Below are 17257 nucleotides of genomic sequence, written 5' to 3'. Positions count from 1 at the left end.
TGTGCGAAATTTGATTCTTGTTGGGCCGATGGGCGCTGGAAAAAGCACCATCGGCCGTTTGCTGGCCAAAGAGCTGCGCCTGCCGTTCAAAGATTCCGACAAGGAAATTGAATTGCGCACGGGCGCCAATATCCCATGGATTTTCGACAAGGAAGGCGAACCGGGCTTTCGTGACCGTGAGCAGGCGATGATCGCCGAGCTGTGCGCGTTCGATGGCGTGGTGCTCGCCACCGGTGGCGGCGCGGTGATGCGCGAAGCCAATCGTCGGGCGTTGCATGCCGGCGGACGAGTGGTCTATCTGCATGCTTCTGTCGAGCAGCAGGTCGGTCGTACCGCCCGGGATCGCAACCGGCCGCTGTTGCGCACCGCCGACCCGGCCAAGACCCTGCGCGACCTCCTGGAGCTGCGTGACCCGCTCTATCGGCAGATCGCCGACCTGGTGGTGGAAACCGACGAGCGGCCGCCGCGGATGGTGGTGCTAGACATTCTCGATCGCCTTCAGCAACTGCCTCCCCGTTAATGCGCTTGGCGAAATGCGCTATCCTCGACGTCCCGTCATGGCCCGCCTGGGGCGTGGCGGATGGCCATTAACTGGCGCCAGAACAAGCGCCGTGGACTTTCGTTAATTGCAGGCAGGACGCCTGATTCCATCTTCACTGTGGGGACACATGCAGACACTTAAGGTTGATCTGGGCGAGCGCAGCTACCCGATTCATATTGGCGAAGGCTTGCTGGGCCAGCCCGAACTGCTGGCGCCGCATATCGCTGGGCGGCAAGTGGCGATCATTTCCAATGAAACCGTCGCGCCCCTGTATCTGGAACGTCTGACCCATAGCCTGTCGGCCTTCTCGGTCATTTCAGTGATATTGCCCGATGGCGAAGCCTTCAAGAACTGGGAAACCCTGCAACTTATTTTCGATGGCCTGTTGACCGCGCGCCACGATCGCCGCACCACGGTGATTGCCTTGGGTGGCGGTGTGATCGGCGACATGGCCGGTTTTGCAGCCGCCTGCTACCAGCGCGGCGTCGATTTCATCCAGATCCCCACCACGCTGCTGTCACAGGTCGACTCGTCGGTGGGGGGCAAGACCGGGATCAACCATCCACTGGGCAAGAACATGGTCGGTGCTTTCTATCAGCCCAACGTGGTGCTGATCGACACCGCGACGCTCAATACCTTGCCGGCCCGCGAACTGTCTGCGGGGCTGGCGGAAGTCATCAAGTACGGGCTGATCTGCGACGAGCCGTTCCTGGGCTGGCTCGAGGAGAACGTCGACCGCCTGCGTGCGCTGGATCAACCGGCGCTGACCTACGCCATCGAACGCTCCTGCGCCGCCAAGGCTGCCGTGGTCGGTGCTGATGAGCGGGAGTCGGGGGTGCGCGCCACACTCAACCTGGGTCACACCTTCGGCCATGCCATCGAAACCCACATGGGCTATGGTGTCTGGCTGCACGGTGAAGCGGTCGCGGCCGGTACGGTCATGGCCCTGGAGATGTCTGCGCGCCTGGGCTGGATCAGCGAACAGGAGCGTGATCGCGGTATTCGTCTGTTCCAGCGCGCCGGGCTACCGGTGGTTCCGCCCGAGGAAATGAGCGAGGCGGATTTTCTTGAACACATGGCAATCGATAAAAAAGTGATCGACGGTCGTCTGCGTCTGGTGCTGCTGCGCCACATGGGCGAAGCGGTGGTGACCGATGATTATCCGAAAGAAGTTCTACAGGCCACGCTGGGAGCGGACTACCGCGCCCTGGCTCAGCTTAAAGGTTAATAAGATCCGATGACTAGTTTGCATGCCGACGAGGCTTTCCTCGGCCATTTCCAATTGAGTCATGACCCTTTTGCACCGCGGGTCCCGGGCTTCAAGTTCTTTCCTGCCCAGCGCAAGCCGGTACTGGGCCAGCTACATCACCTGGCGCGCTACAGCCAGTTGCTGCTGGTGGTCACCGGTCCCCAGGGCAGCGGCAAAACCTTGCTGCGCCAGGCCCTGGTGGCCAGTACCAACAAACAGTCCGTGCAAAGCGTAGTGGTGTCGGCCCGTGGCGCCGGCGATGCCGCCGGTGTATTGCGTCAGGTGGCCCAGGCGCTGAACGTCGCGCAGGCCGAAATCGGTGAAATTCTCGATCAGATCGTGCAGCTGGCGCTGACCGGGCAGGAAGTCTATCTGCTGGTGGACGATGCCGAGCAGCTCGACGAGTCGGCTCTTGAGGCCCTGCTGGCCCTGGCGGCCGGTGCGCCGGAGGGTCGCCCTCATGTGTTCCTGTTTGGTGAGTCGTCGCTGATCGCTGATCTGGACCAATTGAGTCTTGAGGAAGAGCGCTTCCACGTCATCGAGCTGGCGCCCTACACCGAGGAAGAAACGCGTGAATACCTGGCCCAGCGTCTTGAGGGTGCGGGCCGGGGTATCGAACTTTTCAGCGCCGATCAGATCTCTGAGGTTCACGAAAGCTCCGACGGTTGGCCTGGCAACATCAACCAGGTCGCCCGCGATGCTTTGATCGAAGTCATGATTGCCAGCCGCTCAGCGGTGAAGCGTCCAAGTATGGGGTTCAACATGCCGAAGAAACACGTATTGGCAATTTCCGCCGTCGTCGTGGTCGCGGTTGCCGCCGCCTGGCTGATGCCGGGGCGCACCAAGGCACCCACCACGGGTGCCCCTGCCAACGAACAGGCGCAGTTGCCTCTCGGCCAAGAGGCGCCGCAACCCAACGGTGGTGCGCCAGCAGTGGAGTTCGCCGGCAACACCCAGCCGATGCCGCTGCCGCTGGTCGGCCAGTCGCAACCGGTCATGCGTGGCCCGCTGGCTGAAGCGGCCGGTGGTATCACCGAAGGCGACGACGGCGTGGCGCCACCGATCGACGGCAGCAGCGACACACCGCCGACCGTGACCACCACCGCACCGCCTGTGGGCGTGCCGGCCGGACCTGCGCCGACGCCTGTCCCGGCCGCCAAGCCGACCCCTGCGCCCACCCAGGTGGCCACCGCCAAGCCTGCTCCGGTTCCAGCGCCTGCCGCCAAGCCGGCGGCGCCAGCACCCGCAGCCAAACCTGCTGCCAAAGCCGCGGGCGGTAGCTGGTACGCTGGCCAGGCACCGGGCAACTACGTCGTGCAGATCCTTGGCACCAGTTCCGAAGCCTCGGCACAGAACTTCGTCAAGGAGCAGGGCGGTGAGTACCGCTATTTCAAGAAAGTCCTCAACGGCAAGCCGCTGTATGTCGTTACCTACGGCAGTTTTGCCAACCGTGATGCAGCCGTTTCCGCCATCAAGGCCTTGCCAGCGAAGGTTCAGGCTGGTAAACCTTGGCCTCGCACTGTCGCCAGCGTCCAACAGGAACTGGCAGCAACTCGCTGAAGATTCGGCGGCCTTACCCAGGCCGCCTCTCCCGGCAACCTCAAAATTTCCGCAGGGGCGGGCGACCTTTCAGGCCGCGCGCCTTGTGGTGTCTGCGTCACAGTAGCGTTTGAGTCGTAGCGGTCGAACCCAAAAAAGTTTTGACTAGCACAGCATATAGCTTTAAACCTTTCACAAATGCGACATGGATTTGCGCCAGTTCGTCGTCAAATTTGTGAGCCTCTGTGTCGGTGTGTACAATGACCTCCCTTTTGCCCCCGCAAAGCTGGCGTACGTTCGGCGCGGTATGCAACGGGTTGAATTAAAAAGAAATTTGCCTCGATTAGAGGCAGCCTGGTGAGAAAGTGTCTATGAAAGCAGGTCTGTACCAACCAGATGAATTCAAGGATAACTGTGGTTTCGGCCTGATAGCTCATATGCAGGGCGAGCCCAGCCACACCCTTTTGCAAACGGCCATTGAGGCCCTGACCTGCATGACCCACCGTGGTGGGATCAACGCCGACGGCAAGACCGGCGACGGTTGTGGCTTGCTGATTCAAAAGCCCGACGAGTTCCTGCGTGCCGTAGCCCAGGAAACGTTTGGCGTGACCCTGCCCAAGCAGTATGCCGTGGGCATGGTGTTCTTCAACCAGGATCCGGTGAAAGCCCAAGCGGCTCGCGAGAACATGAATCGCGAGATCCTGGCCGCTGGCCTGCAACTGGTCGGCTGGCGCAAAGTGCCGATCGACACCAGTGTCCTCGGCCGCCTGGCGCTTGAGCGCCTGCCGCAGATCGAACAGGTGTTCATCGCCGGCGAAGGCCTGAGCGACCAGGACATGTCGATCAAGCTGTTCAGCTCCCGTCGTCGTTCGTCCGTGGCCAATGCTGCCGACACCGATCACTACATCTGCAGCTTTTCCCACAAGACCATTATCTACAAAGGCCTGATGATGCCGGCGGACCTCACCGCCTTCTATCCAGACCTGAGCGACGAGCGCCTGAAAACCGCAATCTGCGTGTTCCACCAGCGCTTCTCCACCAACACCCTGCCGAAATGGCCGCTCGCCCAGCCATTCCGCTTCCTCGCCCACAACGGCGAGATCAACACCATCACCGGCAACCGCAACTGGGCCGTGGCCCGTCGCACCAAGTTCGCCAACGACCTGATGCCCGACCTCGAAGAACTCGGCCCGCTGGTCAACCGCGTGGGTTCCGACTCCTCGAGCATGGACAACATGCTGGAACTGATGGTGACCGGTGGTATCGATCTGTTCCGCGGCGTGCGCATGCTGGTGCCGCCGGCGTGGCAGAACGTCGAGACCATGGACCCGGACCTGCGCGCCTTCTACGAATACAACTCCATGCACATGGAGCCGTGGGACGGCCCGGCCGGTATCGTCATGACCGACGGTCGCTACGCTGTGTGCCTGCTGGACCGTAACGGTCTGCGTCCGGCACGCTGGGTCACCACCACCAACGGTTTCATCACCCTGGCCTCGGAAATCGGCGTCTGGAACTACCAGCCCGAAGACGTCATTGCCAAGGGCCGCGTAGGTCCGGGTCAGATCTTTGCCGTGGACACCGAGACCGGCCAGATCCTCGACACCGACGCCATCGACAACCGCCTCAAGTCCCGTCATCCGTACAAGCAATGGCTGCGCAAGAATGCCTTGCGCATCCAGGCGACCATGGAAGACAACGACCACGGCTCGGCGTTCTACGACGTCGACCAGCTCAAGCAGTACATGAAGATGTACCAGGTGACGTTCGAAGAGCGTGACCAGGTGCTGCGTCCGCTGGGCGAGCAGGGCTACGAAGCGGTCGGCTCCATGGGTGACGACACGCCAATGGCCGTGCTGTCGCAGCGCGTGCGTACGCCGTACGACTATTTCCGCCAGCAATTTGCCCAGGTGACCAACCCACCGATCGACCCGCTGCGCGAAGCGATCGTGATGTCCCTGGAAATCTGCCTCGGCGCCGAGCGCAACATTTTCCAGGAGTCGCCGGAACACGCCTCGCGGGTGATCCTCAGCTCGCCGGTCATTTCCCCGGCCAAGTGGCGCTCGTTGACCAACCTCGACCGCCTGGGTTTTGCGCGCCAGGTCATCGACCTGAACTACGACGAAAGCGTCGGCTTGGAAGCGGCAATCCGCAACGTTGCCGATCAGGCTGAAGAGGCCGCGCGCGCCGGTCGTACCCAGATTGTACTCAGCGACCGTCACATCGCCCCGGGCAAACTGCCGATCCACGCCTCGCTGGCCACCGGCGCGGTGCACCATCGCCTGACCGAAAAAGGCCTGCGCTGCGACTCCAACATCCTGGTTGAGACCGCCACCGCCCGCGATCCGCATCACTTCGCGGTGCTGATCGGTTTCGGTGCCTCGGCGGTGTATCCGTTCCTGGCCTATGAAGTGCTGGGCGACCTGATCCGTACCGGTGAAGTGCTGGGCGACCTCTATGAGGTGTTCAAGAACTACCGCAAGGGCATCACCAAAGGCCTGCTCAAGATCCTGTCGAAGATGGGCATCTCGACCATCGCCTCGTACCGTGGCGCGCAACTGTTCGAGGCCATCGGCCTGTCGGAAGAAGTCTGCGAGATGAGCTTCCGTGGCGTGCCGAGCCGCATCAAAGGTGCACGTTTCGTCGACCTCGAAGCCGAACAGAAAGCCTTGGCTGCCGAAGCCTGGAGCCCGCGCAAGCCGATCCAGCAAGGCGGCCTGCTGAAGTTCGTTCATGGCGGCGAGTACCACGCCTACAACCCGGACGTGGTCAACACCTTGCAGGCTGCTGTGCAGCAGGGCGACTACAGCAAGTTCAAGGAATACACCTCGCTGGTGGACAACCGTCCGGTGTCGATGATTCGTGACCTGCTCAAGGTCAAGACTCTCGACACACCGTTGGACATCAGTGAAATAGAACCGCTGGAATCGGTGCTCAAGCGCTTCGATTCGGCCGGCATTTCCCTGGGTGCCTTGTCCCCGGAAGCCCACGAAGCCCTGGCCGAAGCCATGAACCGCCTCGGTGCGCGTTCCAACTCCGGTGAAGGCGGCGAAGACCCGGCGCGCTACGGCACCGTCAAGAGCTCGAAAATCAAGCAGGTGGCGACCGGCCGCTTCGGTGTGACGCCGGAATACCTGGTCAACGCTGAAGTGCTGCAGATCAAGGTTGCCCAAGGCGCCAAGCCCGGCGAAGGCGGCCAACTGCCCGGCGGCAAGGTCAACGGCCTGATCGCCAAGCTGCGCTATGCGGTCCCTGGCGTGACCCTGATCTCGCCGCCGCCGCACCACGACATCTACTCGATCGAAGACTTGTCGCAACTGATCTTCGACCTCAAGCAGGTGAACCCGAAGGCGCTGGTCTCGGTGAAACTGGTGGCGGAAGCGGGCGTTGGCACCATCGCGGCCGGCGTGGCCAAGGCCTATGCCGACCTGATCACCATCTCCGGCTACGACGGCGGCACCGGCGCATCGCCGCTGACCTCGATCAAGTACGCGGGCGCACCGTGGGAGCTGGGCCTGGCTGAAACCCATCAGACCCTGCGTGGCAACGATTTGCGTGGCAAGGTCCGGGTGCAGACCGACGGTGGTCTGAAAACCGGCCTGGACGTGATCAAGGCCGCCATCCTCGGCGCCGAGAGTTTCGGCTTCGGTACCGCGCCGATGATTGCCCTGGGCTGCAAATACCTGCGCATCTGCCACCTGAACAACTGCGCCACCGGCGTGGCGACCCAGAACGACAAGCTGCGCAAGGATCACTACATCGGTACCGTCGACATGGTGGTGAACTTCTTCACCTACGTGGCCGAAGAGACCCGTGAGTGGCTGGCGAAGCTGGGCGTGCGCTCCCTTGAAGAGCTGATCGGCCGTACCGACCTGCTGGAAGTGCTCGAGGGCCAGACCGCCAAGCAGCATCACCTGGACCTGACCCCGTTGCTGGGCAGCGATCTCATTCCGGCGGACAAGCCACAGTTCTGCCAGGTCGACCGCAACCCGCCGTTCGACAAGGGTGAGCTGGCCGAGAAGATGGTCGACATGGCCGCCTCGGCGATCAACGACCTGAGCGGAGCCGCGTTCGACCTGGATATCTGCAACTGCGACCGTTCCATCGGCGCACGGATCTCCGGCGAAATCGCACGCAAGCACGGTAACCAGGGCATGGCCAAGGCGCCGGTCACCTTCCGTTTCAAGGGCACCGCGGGCCAGAGCTTCGGTGTCTGGAACGCCGGGGGCCTGAACATGTACCTGGAAGGCGATGCCAACGACTACGTGGGCAAGGGCATGACCGGCGGCAAGCTGGTCATCGTTCCGCCCAAGGGCAGCGTCTACAAGACCCAGGACAGTGCCATTATCGGCAACACCTGCCTCTACGGCGCCACGGGCGGCAAGCTGTTCGCCGCCGGTACTGCGGGCGAGCGTTTTGCCGTGCGTAACTCCGGGGCCCACACTGTCGTGGAAGGCACCGGCGATCACTGCTGTGAGTACATGACCGGTGGTTTTGTCTGCGTGCTGGGCAAAACCGGTTATAACTTCGGCTCTGGCATGACCGGCGGTTTCGCCTACGTGCTCGACCAGGACAACACCTTCGTTGACCGGGTCAACCACGAACTGGTGGAAATCCAGCGGATCAGCGGCGAGGCGATGGAAGCCTACCGCAGCCACCTGCAGCGCGTACTGGATGAGTACGTCGAGGAAACCGACAGCGAATGGGGACGTAACCTCGCCGAAAACCTCGATGACTACCTGCGTCGTTTCTGGCTGGTCAAGCCCAAGGCTGCCAACCTGAAATCGTTGCTTTCCAGCACTCGTGCCAACCCGCAGTGATATGCGCCTGAAGAGTTTGATGAGGTTTTAACAATGGCTGAACGTCTGAATAACGACTTCCAGTTCATCGATGTCGGGCGCAAGGATCCGAAGAAGAAACTGTTGCGTCAACGCAAGAAAGAGTTCGTGGAGATCTACGAGCCTTTCAAACCCCAGCAGTCGGCCGACCAGGCCCACCGCTGCCTGGGTTGCGGTAACCCGTACTGCGAATGGAAGTGCCCGGTGCACAACTTCATTCCCAACTGGCTGAAACTGGTGGCCGAGGGCAACATCCTCCAGGCCGCCGAGCTGTCCCACCAGACCAACACCCTGCCGGAAGTCTGTGGCCGGGTGTGCCCGCAGGATCGCCTGTGCGAAGGTGCCTGCACCCTCAACGACGGTTTTGGCGCGGTGACTATCGGTTCGGTGGAGAAGTACATCACCGACACCGCGTTCGCCATGGGCTGGCGTCCGGATATGTCCAAGGTCAAGCCGACCGGCAAGCGCGTGGCGATCATCGGTGCGGGCCCGGCGGGCCTGGGTTGTGCCGATGTGCTGGTGCGTGGTGGTGTGACCCCGGTGGTGTTCGACAGGAATCCGGAAATCGGCGGCCTGCTGACATTCGGCATCCCCGAGTTCAAGCTGGAAAAAACCGTGCTGAGCAATCGTCGCGAAGTCTTCACCGGCATGGGCATCGAGTTCCGTCTGAACACCGAGGTGGGCAAGGACGTGACCATGGAGCAACTGCTCGAAGAATACGATGCGGTATTCATGGGCATGGGCACCTACACCTACATGAAGGGCGGCTTTGCCGGTGAGGACCTACCAGGCGTCTATGACGCACTCGATTTCCTGATTGCCAACGTCAATCGCAACCTGGGCTTTGAAAAGTCGCCGGAAGATTTCGTCGACATGAAAGGCAAGAAGGTCGTGGTGCTCGGTGGTGGCGACACGGCGATGGACTGCAATCGCACCTCGATTCGCCAGGCCGCCAAGTCGGTGACCTGCGCCTACCGTCGTGACGAAGCCAACATGCCCGGCTCGCGCAAAGAGGTGAAGAACGCCAAGGAAGAAGGCGTGAAGTTCCTCTACAACCGCCAACCGATTGCCATTGTCGGTGAAGACAAGGTCGAAGGCGTGAAGGTGGTCGAAACCCGTCTCGGCGAACCGGACGCCCGTGGCCGCCGCAGCCCCGAGCCGATTCCCGGTTCCGAAGAGATCATCCCGGCCGACGCCGTGGTCATCGCCTTCGGCTTCCGCCCAAGCCCGGCGCCGTGGTTCGAGCAGTTCAGCATCCAGACTGACAGCCAGGGCCGCGTCGTGGCCCCGGAACAAGGCCAGTACAAGCACCAGACCAGCAACCCGAAGATCTTCGCCGGTGGCGACATGGTCCGGGGTTCCGACCTGGTGGTGACGGCGATCTTCGAAGGCCGCAATGCGGCGGAAGGGATCCTGGATTACCTGCAAGTCTGATCACTTCCTGATGCTGGAATGCGATCAAAATGTGGGAGCGAGCTTGCTCGCGATAGCGGTGAATCAGTCGACGAATATGTTGAATGTGACGCCCTCATCGCGAGCAAGCTCGCTCCCACAGGTGTTTTGTGGTGTTGCGAAAGTTGTGCTGCCCCGCGACAAATTGCCCCGATAGATAAAAGGCACGGCTCTTGCCGTGCCTTTTGCCTCGCGCTCTGAGAAAATGCCCGCACTTTTTTTCCGGATGCCGACATGACTGCCCTGAAGAACGACCGTTTCCTTCGCGCCCTGCTCAAGCAACCCGTAGACGTCACCCCGGTGTGGATGATGCGCCAGGCCGGTCGCTACCTGCCGGAATACCGCGCCAGCCGCGCCAAGGCCGGTGACTTCATGAGCCTGTGCATGAACCCGCAGTTCGCCTGCGAAGTGACGATGCAGCCGCTGGATCGGTATCCGCAGCTGGACGCGGCCATCCTGTTCTCCGACATCCTGACCATTCCCGATGCCATGGGCCAAGGCCTGTACTTCGAAACCGGCGAAGGCCCGCGCTTCAAAAAAGTCATCAGCACCCTGGCCGACATCGAGGCCCTGCCGATTCCCGATCCGCAGAAAGACCTGGGCTACGTCATGGACGCGGTCAGCACCATTCGCCGTGAACTCAACGGTCGTGTGCCGCTGATCGGTTTCTCTGGCAGCCCATGGACCCTGGCCACCTACATGGTCGAAGGCGGCTCGTCGAAGGATTTCCGCAAGACCAAGGCAATGCTCTACGACAACCCGCAAGCCATGCACCTGTTGCTGGACAAGCTGGCCCAGTCGGTCACGTCCTACCTCAACGGCCAGATCCTGGCCGGTGCGCAAGCGGTACAGATCTTCGATACCTGGGGCGGCAACCTGTCGGCGGCGGCGTACCAGGAATTTTCCCTGGCCTACATGCGCAAGATCGTCAGCGGCCTGATCCGCGAGCACGAAGGTCGCAAGGTCCCGGTGATCCTGTTCACCAAGAACGGCGGCCTGTGGCTGGAAAGCATCGCCGAGGTCGGCGCCGACGCCCTGGGCCTGGATTGGACCTGCGACATTGGCAACGCCCGCGAGCGTGTCGGTCACAAGGTTGCCCTGCAAGGCAACATGGACCCCACCGTGCTCTACGCCAAGCCTGAAGCCATCCGCGCTGAAGTCGGACGCATCCTGGCCAGCTACGGCAGTGGCAGTGGCCATGTGTTCAACCTCGGCCATGGCATCACCCCGGAAGTCGACCCCGAACACGCTGGCGCCTTCCTACGGGCGGTGCATGAATTGTCGGCGCAATATCACGTCTGATTGCGGTCCCTGTCACCCAGCCTGTCCGGACCTGCGCCGGACAGGCTTTTTTATGCGCGCTTGTTTAACGATCCGACCTAAAGCAGCCAATTGCTTCTTTTGGGTGTGTTTGTTTGTCTTGGGTTGATAGTTATTTCTGTTCGTAAGATGTTTCTCTAGTTATGTAGGGGAAATCGATTCAGAGATCATTCCTTCTATGTTGAGAGATTTTTCCTACATAGGGAATGTTCGGCTTTCTATAAGGTTCCGGTCACTTGCAAGGGTGTGCGCTGAGCGGTCTGGCGCACCTTTCAAGAGGACGGTGATCCGTCTTTCATTTTGATGACTAGTCTGGAATTTATATGAAGAATAACTTCAACAAGAGCAATCTATTAACGGGGTGTGCGTCCTCATTAGTTCTGTTGTCGGCCATGGCGGCATCCCAAAGTGTACTGGCCCATGGTTACCTCGACGTGCCACCTTCGCGTGCATTGCTGTGCCAGAAAGGTGAAAACAAAAATTGCGGGCAAGCGCAATACGAGCCACAAAGTACCGGTGAAACCTTTAAAGGTTTCCCCAATGGAGTGGGCGGTGCCCCGCTGCAAGGTCCCATTGACGGTAAAATCGCCAGCGGCGGCCACGCCATGTTTTCCGCCCTCGATGCCCAGTCGGCCACGCGCTGGCACCTGACTGAAATCAATGACCGCAATATTGCCTTTAAATGGCACTACACCGCGGCGCACCCAGCGACCAAGCACGAATACTTCATCACTCGCGACGGTTGGAGTCCCAACGAAGCGCTCAAGCGTGCCTCGTTCGACAGCACGCCGTTCTGTACGGTGGATGGCGGTAATCAACTCCCGGTAGCAGGTGCCCCGCATAACTGCGTCATTCCCGACAGCAAGACGGGTCATCACGTCATCCTGGCGGTCTGGACGGTAGGTGACACCGCTAATGCGTTCTATGATCCGGCGGATGTGAACATTCTCGCCGAAGCCGCATTGCCGGGCGGCTGGCAGCCGGTGGGCAGCATTGCGCCATCGACCCCATTGCTGGTGGGTGACAAGGTCAAGGCCCGGGCGTTCTCCGCGACCGGTGAAAGTGCCGAATACAGCGTAGAAATCAGCATCGACAACGCCGAGGAAGGCAAGCCTGAGAACTGGTCGTTCAAACTGGCCGAAGCCATCAACAACGCTCACCCCCTGATTCGTGCCGGTATTCGTGACGAAGACGGCAACATCACGCCGATCAAGGGCGCCAACAGCCTGTACGCCCAGGACGAAAGTGGCGTTAAGCGCTATGAAGTGCAACTGGACATGAAGGAAGACGCTGGCGCCAGCATGGAAATTTCTTCCCTGCAGCCAGAGTACGTACTCGACAAAGGTCGGGTCAGCATGGCCTTCACCGCGCAGACGAACCGCAGGATGAACCTTGAAGCCACGCTGTTCGATGAGAAGAACAAGCAGGTCGGTGTCGTTAGCCAGACCGTGGGTGAGGGCAGCACCGGCCTGAACCTGGACGTGCGCAGCGCGCCTGGCGCTCACACCCTGACACTGGTGGGGACCACCGAAGACGGGCGCACCAATCGCCAGGACACCCAGGCGGTCACCTTGACCGGCGAGGGCGCAGGCATCGAGTACGACTTCGTGTTCCCTGAAGGCCTCAGCGACTACACCGCCGGCACGAAAGTGCTGCAGCCCAAGACTGACGAAGTCTTCGAATGCAAGCCGTTCCCGGCGTCCGGCTACTGCAAGCAGTACAGCCCGACATCGAACGGTTTCGAGCCGGGAGTCGGTGCGTCCTGGCAGAGCGCCTGGGACAAACTGTAAGTCCTGACAGGCATGGCCCCAGGCGATCCGCACGGGTTGCTTGGGGCCTTCATACGAGCGCGCAGTGATGTCTATCAATTACTCCAGGCGACGGGTGCTGCTGCACTGGGTGTCGGCGGCCATTATCTTATGGGCGTTGGTGTCCGGTTTTTATGTGGCGTTCAACCCGGTGTCAGCTTCGACCGAACAGTGGATCGGCTCACTCAATGTGTCGCTGACCACGCTGTTCATTCCATTTTTTGTGTGGCGGGCCTGCCTTTTTTTCGGCGCGCTGGAAGCCCGTGGAATCGCGTCTTCATTTACGCAGCGGCTGGCCCTGGCGGTGCACACGCTGATCTACCTGGTCATCGGCGTCGTACTGGTGACCGGCGTGCTGATGATGAAAAGCGCCATCAGTATTTTCGGCCTGGTTCGACTGCCCCAGCCATTGGCTGATCCGGCATGGATTGAATTGGCCAACACGATCCATGCGCTGTCTTGCATGGTGCTTTCGATACTTGTCGCGCTGCATCTGTGCGCGGTGCTCTGGCATGAGTTTTCCGGGCACAGGGTGGTGCGGCGAATGTCCTTCGCCAAGCCTGCGGACACGATCCAGAGAACACAACGGTGAGCCTGTTTTTTCGGCTCGCCAGCCGTCTGCCAAAGCTGCTGGTGCTGCTGCCGTTGCTGTACGGGATCTTCCTGGCCGGGCAAGAGTGGCGCTTTCGCCAGGCATTGGGCGGTGATGTGCCGGTGCTGGCCAACCCGCCGGTGGCTCCTGTTCGCGACCTGCCCAACGTGCAAGCCGTGGCCACGGTGCTAGGTCTGGCACCTGAAGGAGCCCAGGCACCGAGCGCCGAACCGATTACGTTGCAAGCCAGCTTTGTCGCCAGCCAAGGCTTGTCCCGGGCATTGCTGGCGGACGCCGCCGGCCCGCGTATTTACCAGGTGGGTGAGCGCTTGCCCGGTGGCAGCGTGCTGCGCCGGGTCGAGGCCAGCCATGTGATGTTATGGCGCAACGGACGTGAAGAACGGTTGGCCCTGCAACACGGGGTCAAGCCCTTGCTACGCCGGTTGGCGCTCGAAGACGGGCGCCATGCCGCGCAGCATTCCTCGCAATACCTACGCCCGGTGGCCGGGCAATCAGAGTGATCGAATTCATGAACAGCTTTATCCGGGGCGGTGTTTCGCGCGTCCTGTTCTGTCTGGCCGTGTCCTGCCCAGTGGCGTTCTGCGGTTCGCTGCAGGCCGAGGAGACCCAATGGCAACTGGCGATGAACAATGCGGAACTGCGCGACGTGGTCGAGGAGTTCTCGGCGATCCTGGGCAAGACCGTGGTGCTAGATCCCCGGGTGTCCGGGCGCATTACGGTGATGTCCCGCCAGGCGCTGGACCGCGAAGGCGTGCGTCGGTTGTTTTATTCGGTACTCGATGCACACAACTTCACTGTGATCGACGAGGGCGAGCGGATCCTGATCACCCCGGTCAGCGAGGCCAAGACGCGCGCTGGAATCGCTGATGCGAAAAGCGCCACGCCGTCGCAGTTCGTCACCCGGGTCATCGACCTGCAATCGAGCATTGCCGCCGACGTCGCCGGGCTGGTCCGGCCCTTGGTGTCGGCCAATGGTTACGTCGGCCCTTCGGTATCGTCCAACGCGCTGGTGGTCACCGACACGGCTGCCAATGCCCAGCGCATTGCCGACGTGGTTCGGCAGTTGGACTCAGGGCGCAACCGCAATCATGTGGTAGTGCGGTTGCGGCATGCCCAGGCCGGCGATATCGCTCCGCTGATGGAAGCCGCCGGTGGCAAGCGCGAGGGCGATATGGCGGGCCTGGTGATCGCCGATGCCCGCAGCAATCGCCTGGTGATCATCGGCGCACCGGCGGTGCGTCAGCGCTTGGTCGACCTGGCTCGGACCCTCGACGTCCCTGCCGTCGTCTCCCAGGACAACGCCCGGGTCATCCGTCTGCGCCATAGCGATGCCAAGCAATTGGCCGAGGTGCTGGAAGGCGTCGGGCAGGATAAAAAAACCACGCCGACCCTGGCCGGCCAGCGGGACATTGCCGCCACCCGCCCGTTCATGATCAAGGCCGATGAAAGCCAGAATGCCCTGGTGTTGATCGCCGATCCGGTCCAGGTCCGCATCATCGAAAACATCGTCCGTGAACTGGATCAACCTCGGGCCCAGGTGCTTATCCACGCGGCCATCGTGGAGGTTTCCGGGGACATTACCGAAGCCTTGGGCGTGCAGTGGGGCCTCGACAGAGGCAGCGCGACCGGATTCATCAACTTCCCGGGAACCGACATCCCGATCATCGGCAACCTGAACCTCAGCGAACTGGATAAAGGACCGGAAGGCGCGATCCTGCGGCTGGGCGGCGACCGCTTCAGTGCGCTGATCTCGGCGCTGGCGAGCAATACCCACAGCAACCTGCTGTCCACACCCAGCCTGCTGACCCTGGATAACCAGGAGGCGGAAATCATCGTGGGCCAAAACGTCCCGTTCAAGACCGGCTCCTACACCACCAACGGTAACGGTGCGGACAATCCGTTCACCACCGTCGAACGCAAGGACGTGGGCATCAGCCTCAAGGTCAAGCCGTACATCAACGAAGGCTCGACCTTGCGCCTTGAAGTCGAGCAGGAAGTCTCGGACATCGCGCCGTCGGTTTCAGGAGTGGACTCCTCCGACCTGATCACCAACAAGCGGGCCTTGAAGAGCACGATCCTGGCGGACGATGGCGAGATCATCGTGATCGGCGGCCTGATCCGCGACAGTGTCCGCACCCAGCAAAGCGGTGTGCCGTTGCTGCGCAGTATTCCGTACCTGGGCGCGCTGTTTCGCTGGAACCGCGACACCCAGACTAAAAGCAACCTGATGGTGTTCCTGCGCCCGACCATCGTGCGCAGCAACGAAGACCTTGCCGAGGTAAGCCGCCAGCGCTATGACGCGCTCCGGGACCTGAGCAAGCCGGGCTCGCGGAAAAACAATTCGTTGCTGCTGCCCCGGGACGCTCGCCAGTTGTTCGAATCCTCCCCGCAAGCGCCGTCGGCCGACCCGCGCCCACAGCGCTCCGGTGACCTGTGAGCGAGCCGTTACCCTTTGGCTTCGCCAGGCGCCTGGGCGTGCTGCTGGAAGGCGCGGGGCCTACCTTGAGCCTGGTCATGCGTCGCGATACGCCACTGACCGCCGTGGCAGAAGTGCAGCGCCTGTGCGGTCGGGACTTACCTATTCAGGTGCTGGAACCAGTGCCGTTCGCCGCGCGCCTGGCCAGCGTCTATCGCCAGGGCCAGAGCGCCGCCGAACAGGTCGCCCAAGGCCTGGACGAGGAGCTGGACCTGCTCAGCCTGGCTGACCAAATACCGCAGACCACCGACCTGTTGGAGCAGCAGGGCGATGCGCCGATCATCCGACTGATCAATGCCCTGCTCAGCGAGGCGGTTCGCGAACACGCATCAGACGTGCACCTGGAAACGTTCGAACAGTACCTGTCGGTGCGCATGCGCATCGACGGTCAGTTGCAGGAAATGCTCCGCCCGCGTCGGGAACTAGCGAGTCTGCTGGTGTCGCGAATCAAGGTCATGGCGCGCCTGGACATCGCCGAGAAACGCGTGCCCCAGGATGGGCGAATGGCCTTGCGGCTGGCCGGGCACGAAGTCGATGTGCGGGTCTCGACGCTGCCTTCGGCTCATGGCGAGCGCGTGGTGTTGCGCCTGCTCGACAAACAGGCCGGGCGCCTGGAACTGCAGCGCCTGGGCCTGCCCGACGACACCCTGGCGAGCCTGCGCCAGTTGCTCGGTAAACCCCACGGTATCGTATTGGTCACCGGGCCCACGGGGTCGGGGAAAACCACCAGCCTGTACGCGGCGCTGACCAGCATCAACGACCAGAGCCGCAACATTCTCACCGTTGAAGACCCCATCGAATACCACTTGCCGGGCATCGGCCAGATGCCGGTCAACCCGAAAGTCGACATGACCTTCGCCCGCGGCTTGCGGGCCATTTTGCGCCAGGACCCGGACGTGGTGATGGTCGGCGAAATACGCGACCGCGAAACCGCCGAAATCGCTGTCCAGGCGTCGCTGACCGGGCACCTGGTGCTCTCGACCCTGCACACCAACACCGCCGTCGGCGCGGTCACACGGCTGGTGGACATGGGCGTGGATGCCTATCTGCTGGCGTCGTCCCTGGCCGGTATCGTCGCCCAGCGCTTATTGCGCAGCCTGTGCCCGTTCTGCAAGACGCCTTATGTGGCCGACGCCGCTACGTGTCGGCGTCTGGGCCTCGACGCCGATGCTGCGCCTCGGTTGTTCAAGGCCCAAGGCTGCGAGCAATGCCAGAAAGGATATCGCGGACGCTTCGGTATCTATGAGCTGGTGAATGTCAGCGCCGCCCTGTCGCAGCTGATTCATCAGGGCGCCACCGAGCAGGCGCTGGCCGCCGAGGCGCGCAAGAGCTCTCGCAGCCTGTTCCAGGACGGCCGCCAGCGGGTGCTGGAAGGCCTGACCAGTGTCGATGAACTGCTGCGCATCACCCAGGAGGATTAG

At 61.8% G+C, this 17257-nt stretch carries 11 protein-coding genes; all 11 read left to right on the top strand.

What is annotated here, in order from left to right; all coding sequences use genetic code 11:
* The first annotated feature begins 1 nt into the window (after position 1).
* The 11 genes from aroK (at position 2) to gspE (ending at position 17257) form a co-directional block, all read left to right on the top strand.
* The gene (gene aroK, locus AACY31_RS01485) at positions 2-520 is read left to right on the top strand and encodes a shikimate kinase AroK (RefSeq protein ID WP_339481020.1); all 519 of its coding nucleotides are present in this window, start codon (positions 2-4) and stop codon (positions 518-520) included.
* A gap of 148 nt (positions 521-668) precedes the next feature.
* Positions 669-1769, top strand: a complete 1101-nt coding sequence (aroB, locus tag AACY31_RS01480; RefSeq protein WP_339503720.1) for a 3-dehydroquinate synthase — start codon at positions 669-671, stop codon at positions 1767-1769.
* A gap of 9 nt (positions 1770-1778) precedes the next feature.
* Entirely contained in the window at positions 1779-3350 is a 1572-nt protein-coding gene (locus tag AACY31_RS01475) for an SPOR domain-containing protein (RefSeq protein ID WP_339503718.1), read from the top strand.
* A 350-nt stretch (positions 3351-3700) separates the two neighbouring features.
* Positions 3701-8149, top strand: coding sequence for a glutamate synthase large subunit (gltB, locus tag AACY31_RS01470; protein WP_339481016.1), 4449 nt, complete (start codon positions 3701-3703; stop codon positions 8147-8149).
* A 33-nt stretch (positions 8150-8182) separates the two neighbouring features.
* A complete protein-coding gene (locus AACY31_RS01465; RefSeq protein ID WP_339481014.1) occupies positions 8183-9601 on the top strand; it encodes an FAD-dependent oxidoreductase in 1419 nt (472 codons plus the stop codon).
* Between the two features lie 252 nt (positions 9602-9853).
* Positions 9854-10921, top strand: coding sequence for a uroporphyrinogen decarboxylase (hemE, locus tag AACY31_RS01460; protein ID WP_339481013.1), 1068 nt, complete (start codon positions 9854-9856; stop codon positions 10919-10921).
* A 341-nt stretch (positions 10922-11262) separates the two neighbouring features.
* On the top strand, positions 11263-12729 hold the full coding sequence (gene gbpA / locus AACY31_RS01455) for an N-acetylglucosamine-binding protein GbpA (RefSeq protein ID WP_339481012.1): 1467 nt from the start codon (positions 11263-11265) through the stop codon (positions 12727-12729).
* Positions 12730-12796: 67 nt separating this feature from the next.
* Entirely contained in the window at positions 12797-13339 is a 543-nt protein-coding gene (locus tag AACY31_RS01450) for a cytochrome b (RefSeq protein ID WP_339481011.1), read from the top strand.
* Complete coding sequence (locus tag AACY31_RS01445; protein ID WP_339481010.1) at positions 13336-13860, top strand: type II secretion system protein N; 525 nt, start codon at positions 13336-13338, stop codon at positions 13858-13860. The genes AACY31_RS01450 and AACY31_RS01445 overlap by 4 nt, the downstream gene beginning before the upstream one ends.
* 8 nt (positions 13861-13868) lie before the next feature.
* A complete protein-coding gene (gene gspD, locus AACY31_RS01440; RefSeq protein WP_339503716.1) occupies positions 13869-15797 on the top strand; it encodes a type II secretion system secretin GspD in 1929 nt (642 codons plus the stop codon).
* Positions 15794-17257 (top strand): type II secretion system ATPase GspE, encoded by a 1464-nt coding sequence (gene gspE, locus AACY31_RS01435; RefSeq protein WP_339503715.1) that lies wholly within the window; start codon positions 15794-15796, stop codon positions 17255-17257. The genes gspD and gspE overlap by 4 nt, the downstream gene beginning before the upstream one ends.

The sequence above is a fragment of the Pseudomonas sp. RL_105y_Pfl2_101 genome, assembly GCF_963970585.1.
Lineage (GTDB): Bacteria > Pseudomonadota > Gammaproteobacteria > Pseudomonadales > Pseudomonadaceae > Aquipseudomonas.
Note: the sequence above shows the minus strand (reverse complement) of the source record. Positions and strands in the feature narration are given on the sequence as shown.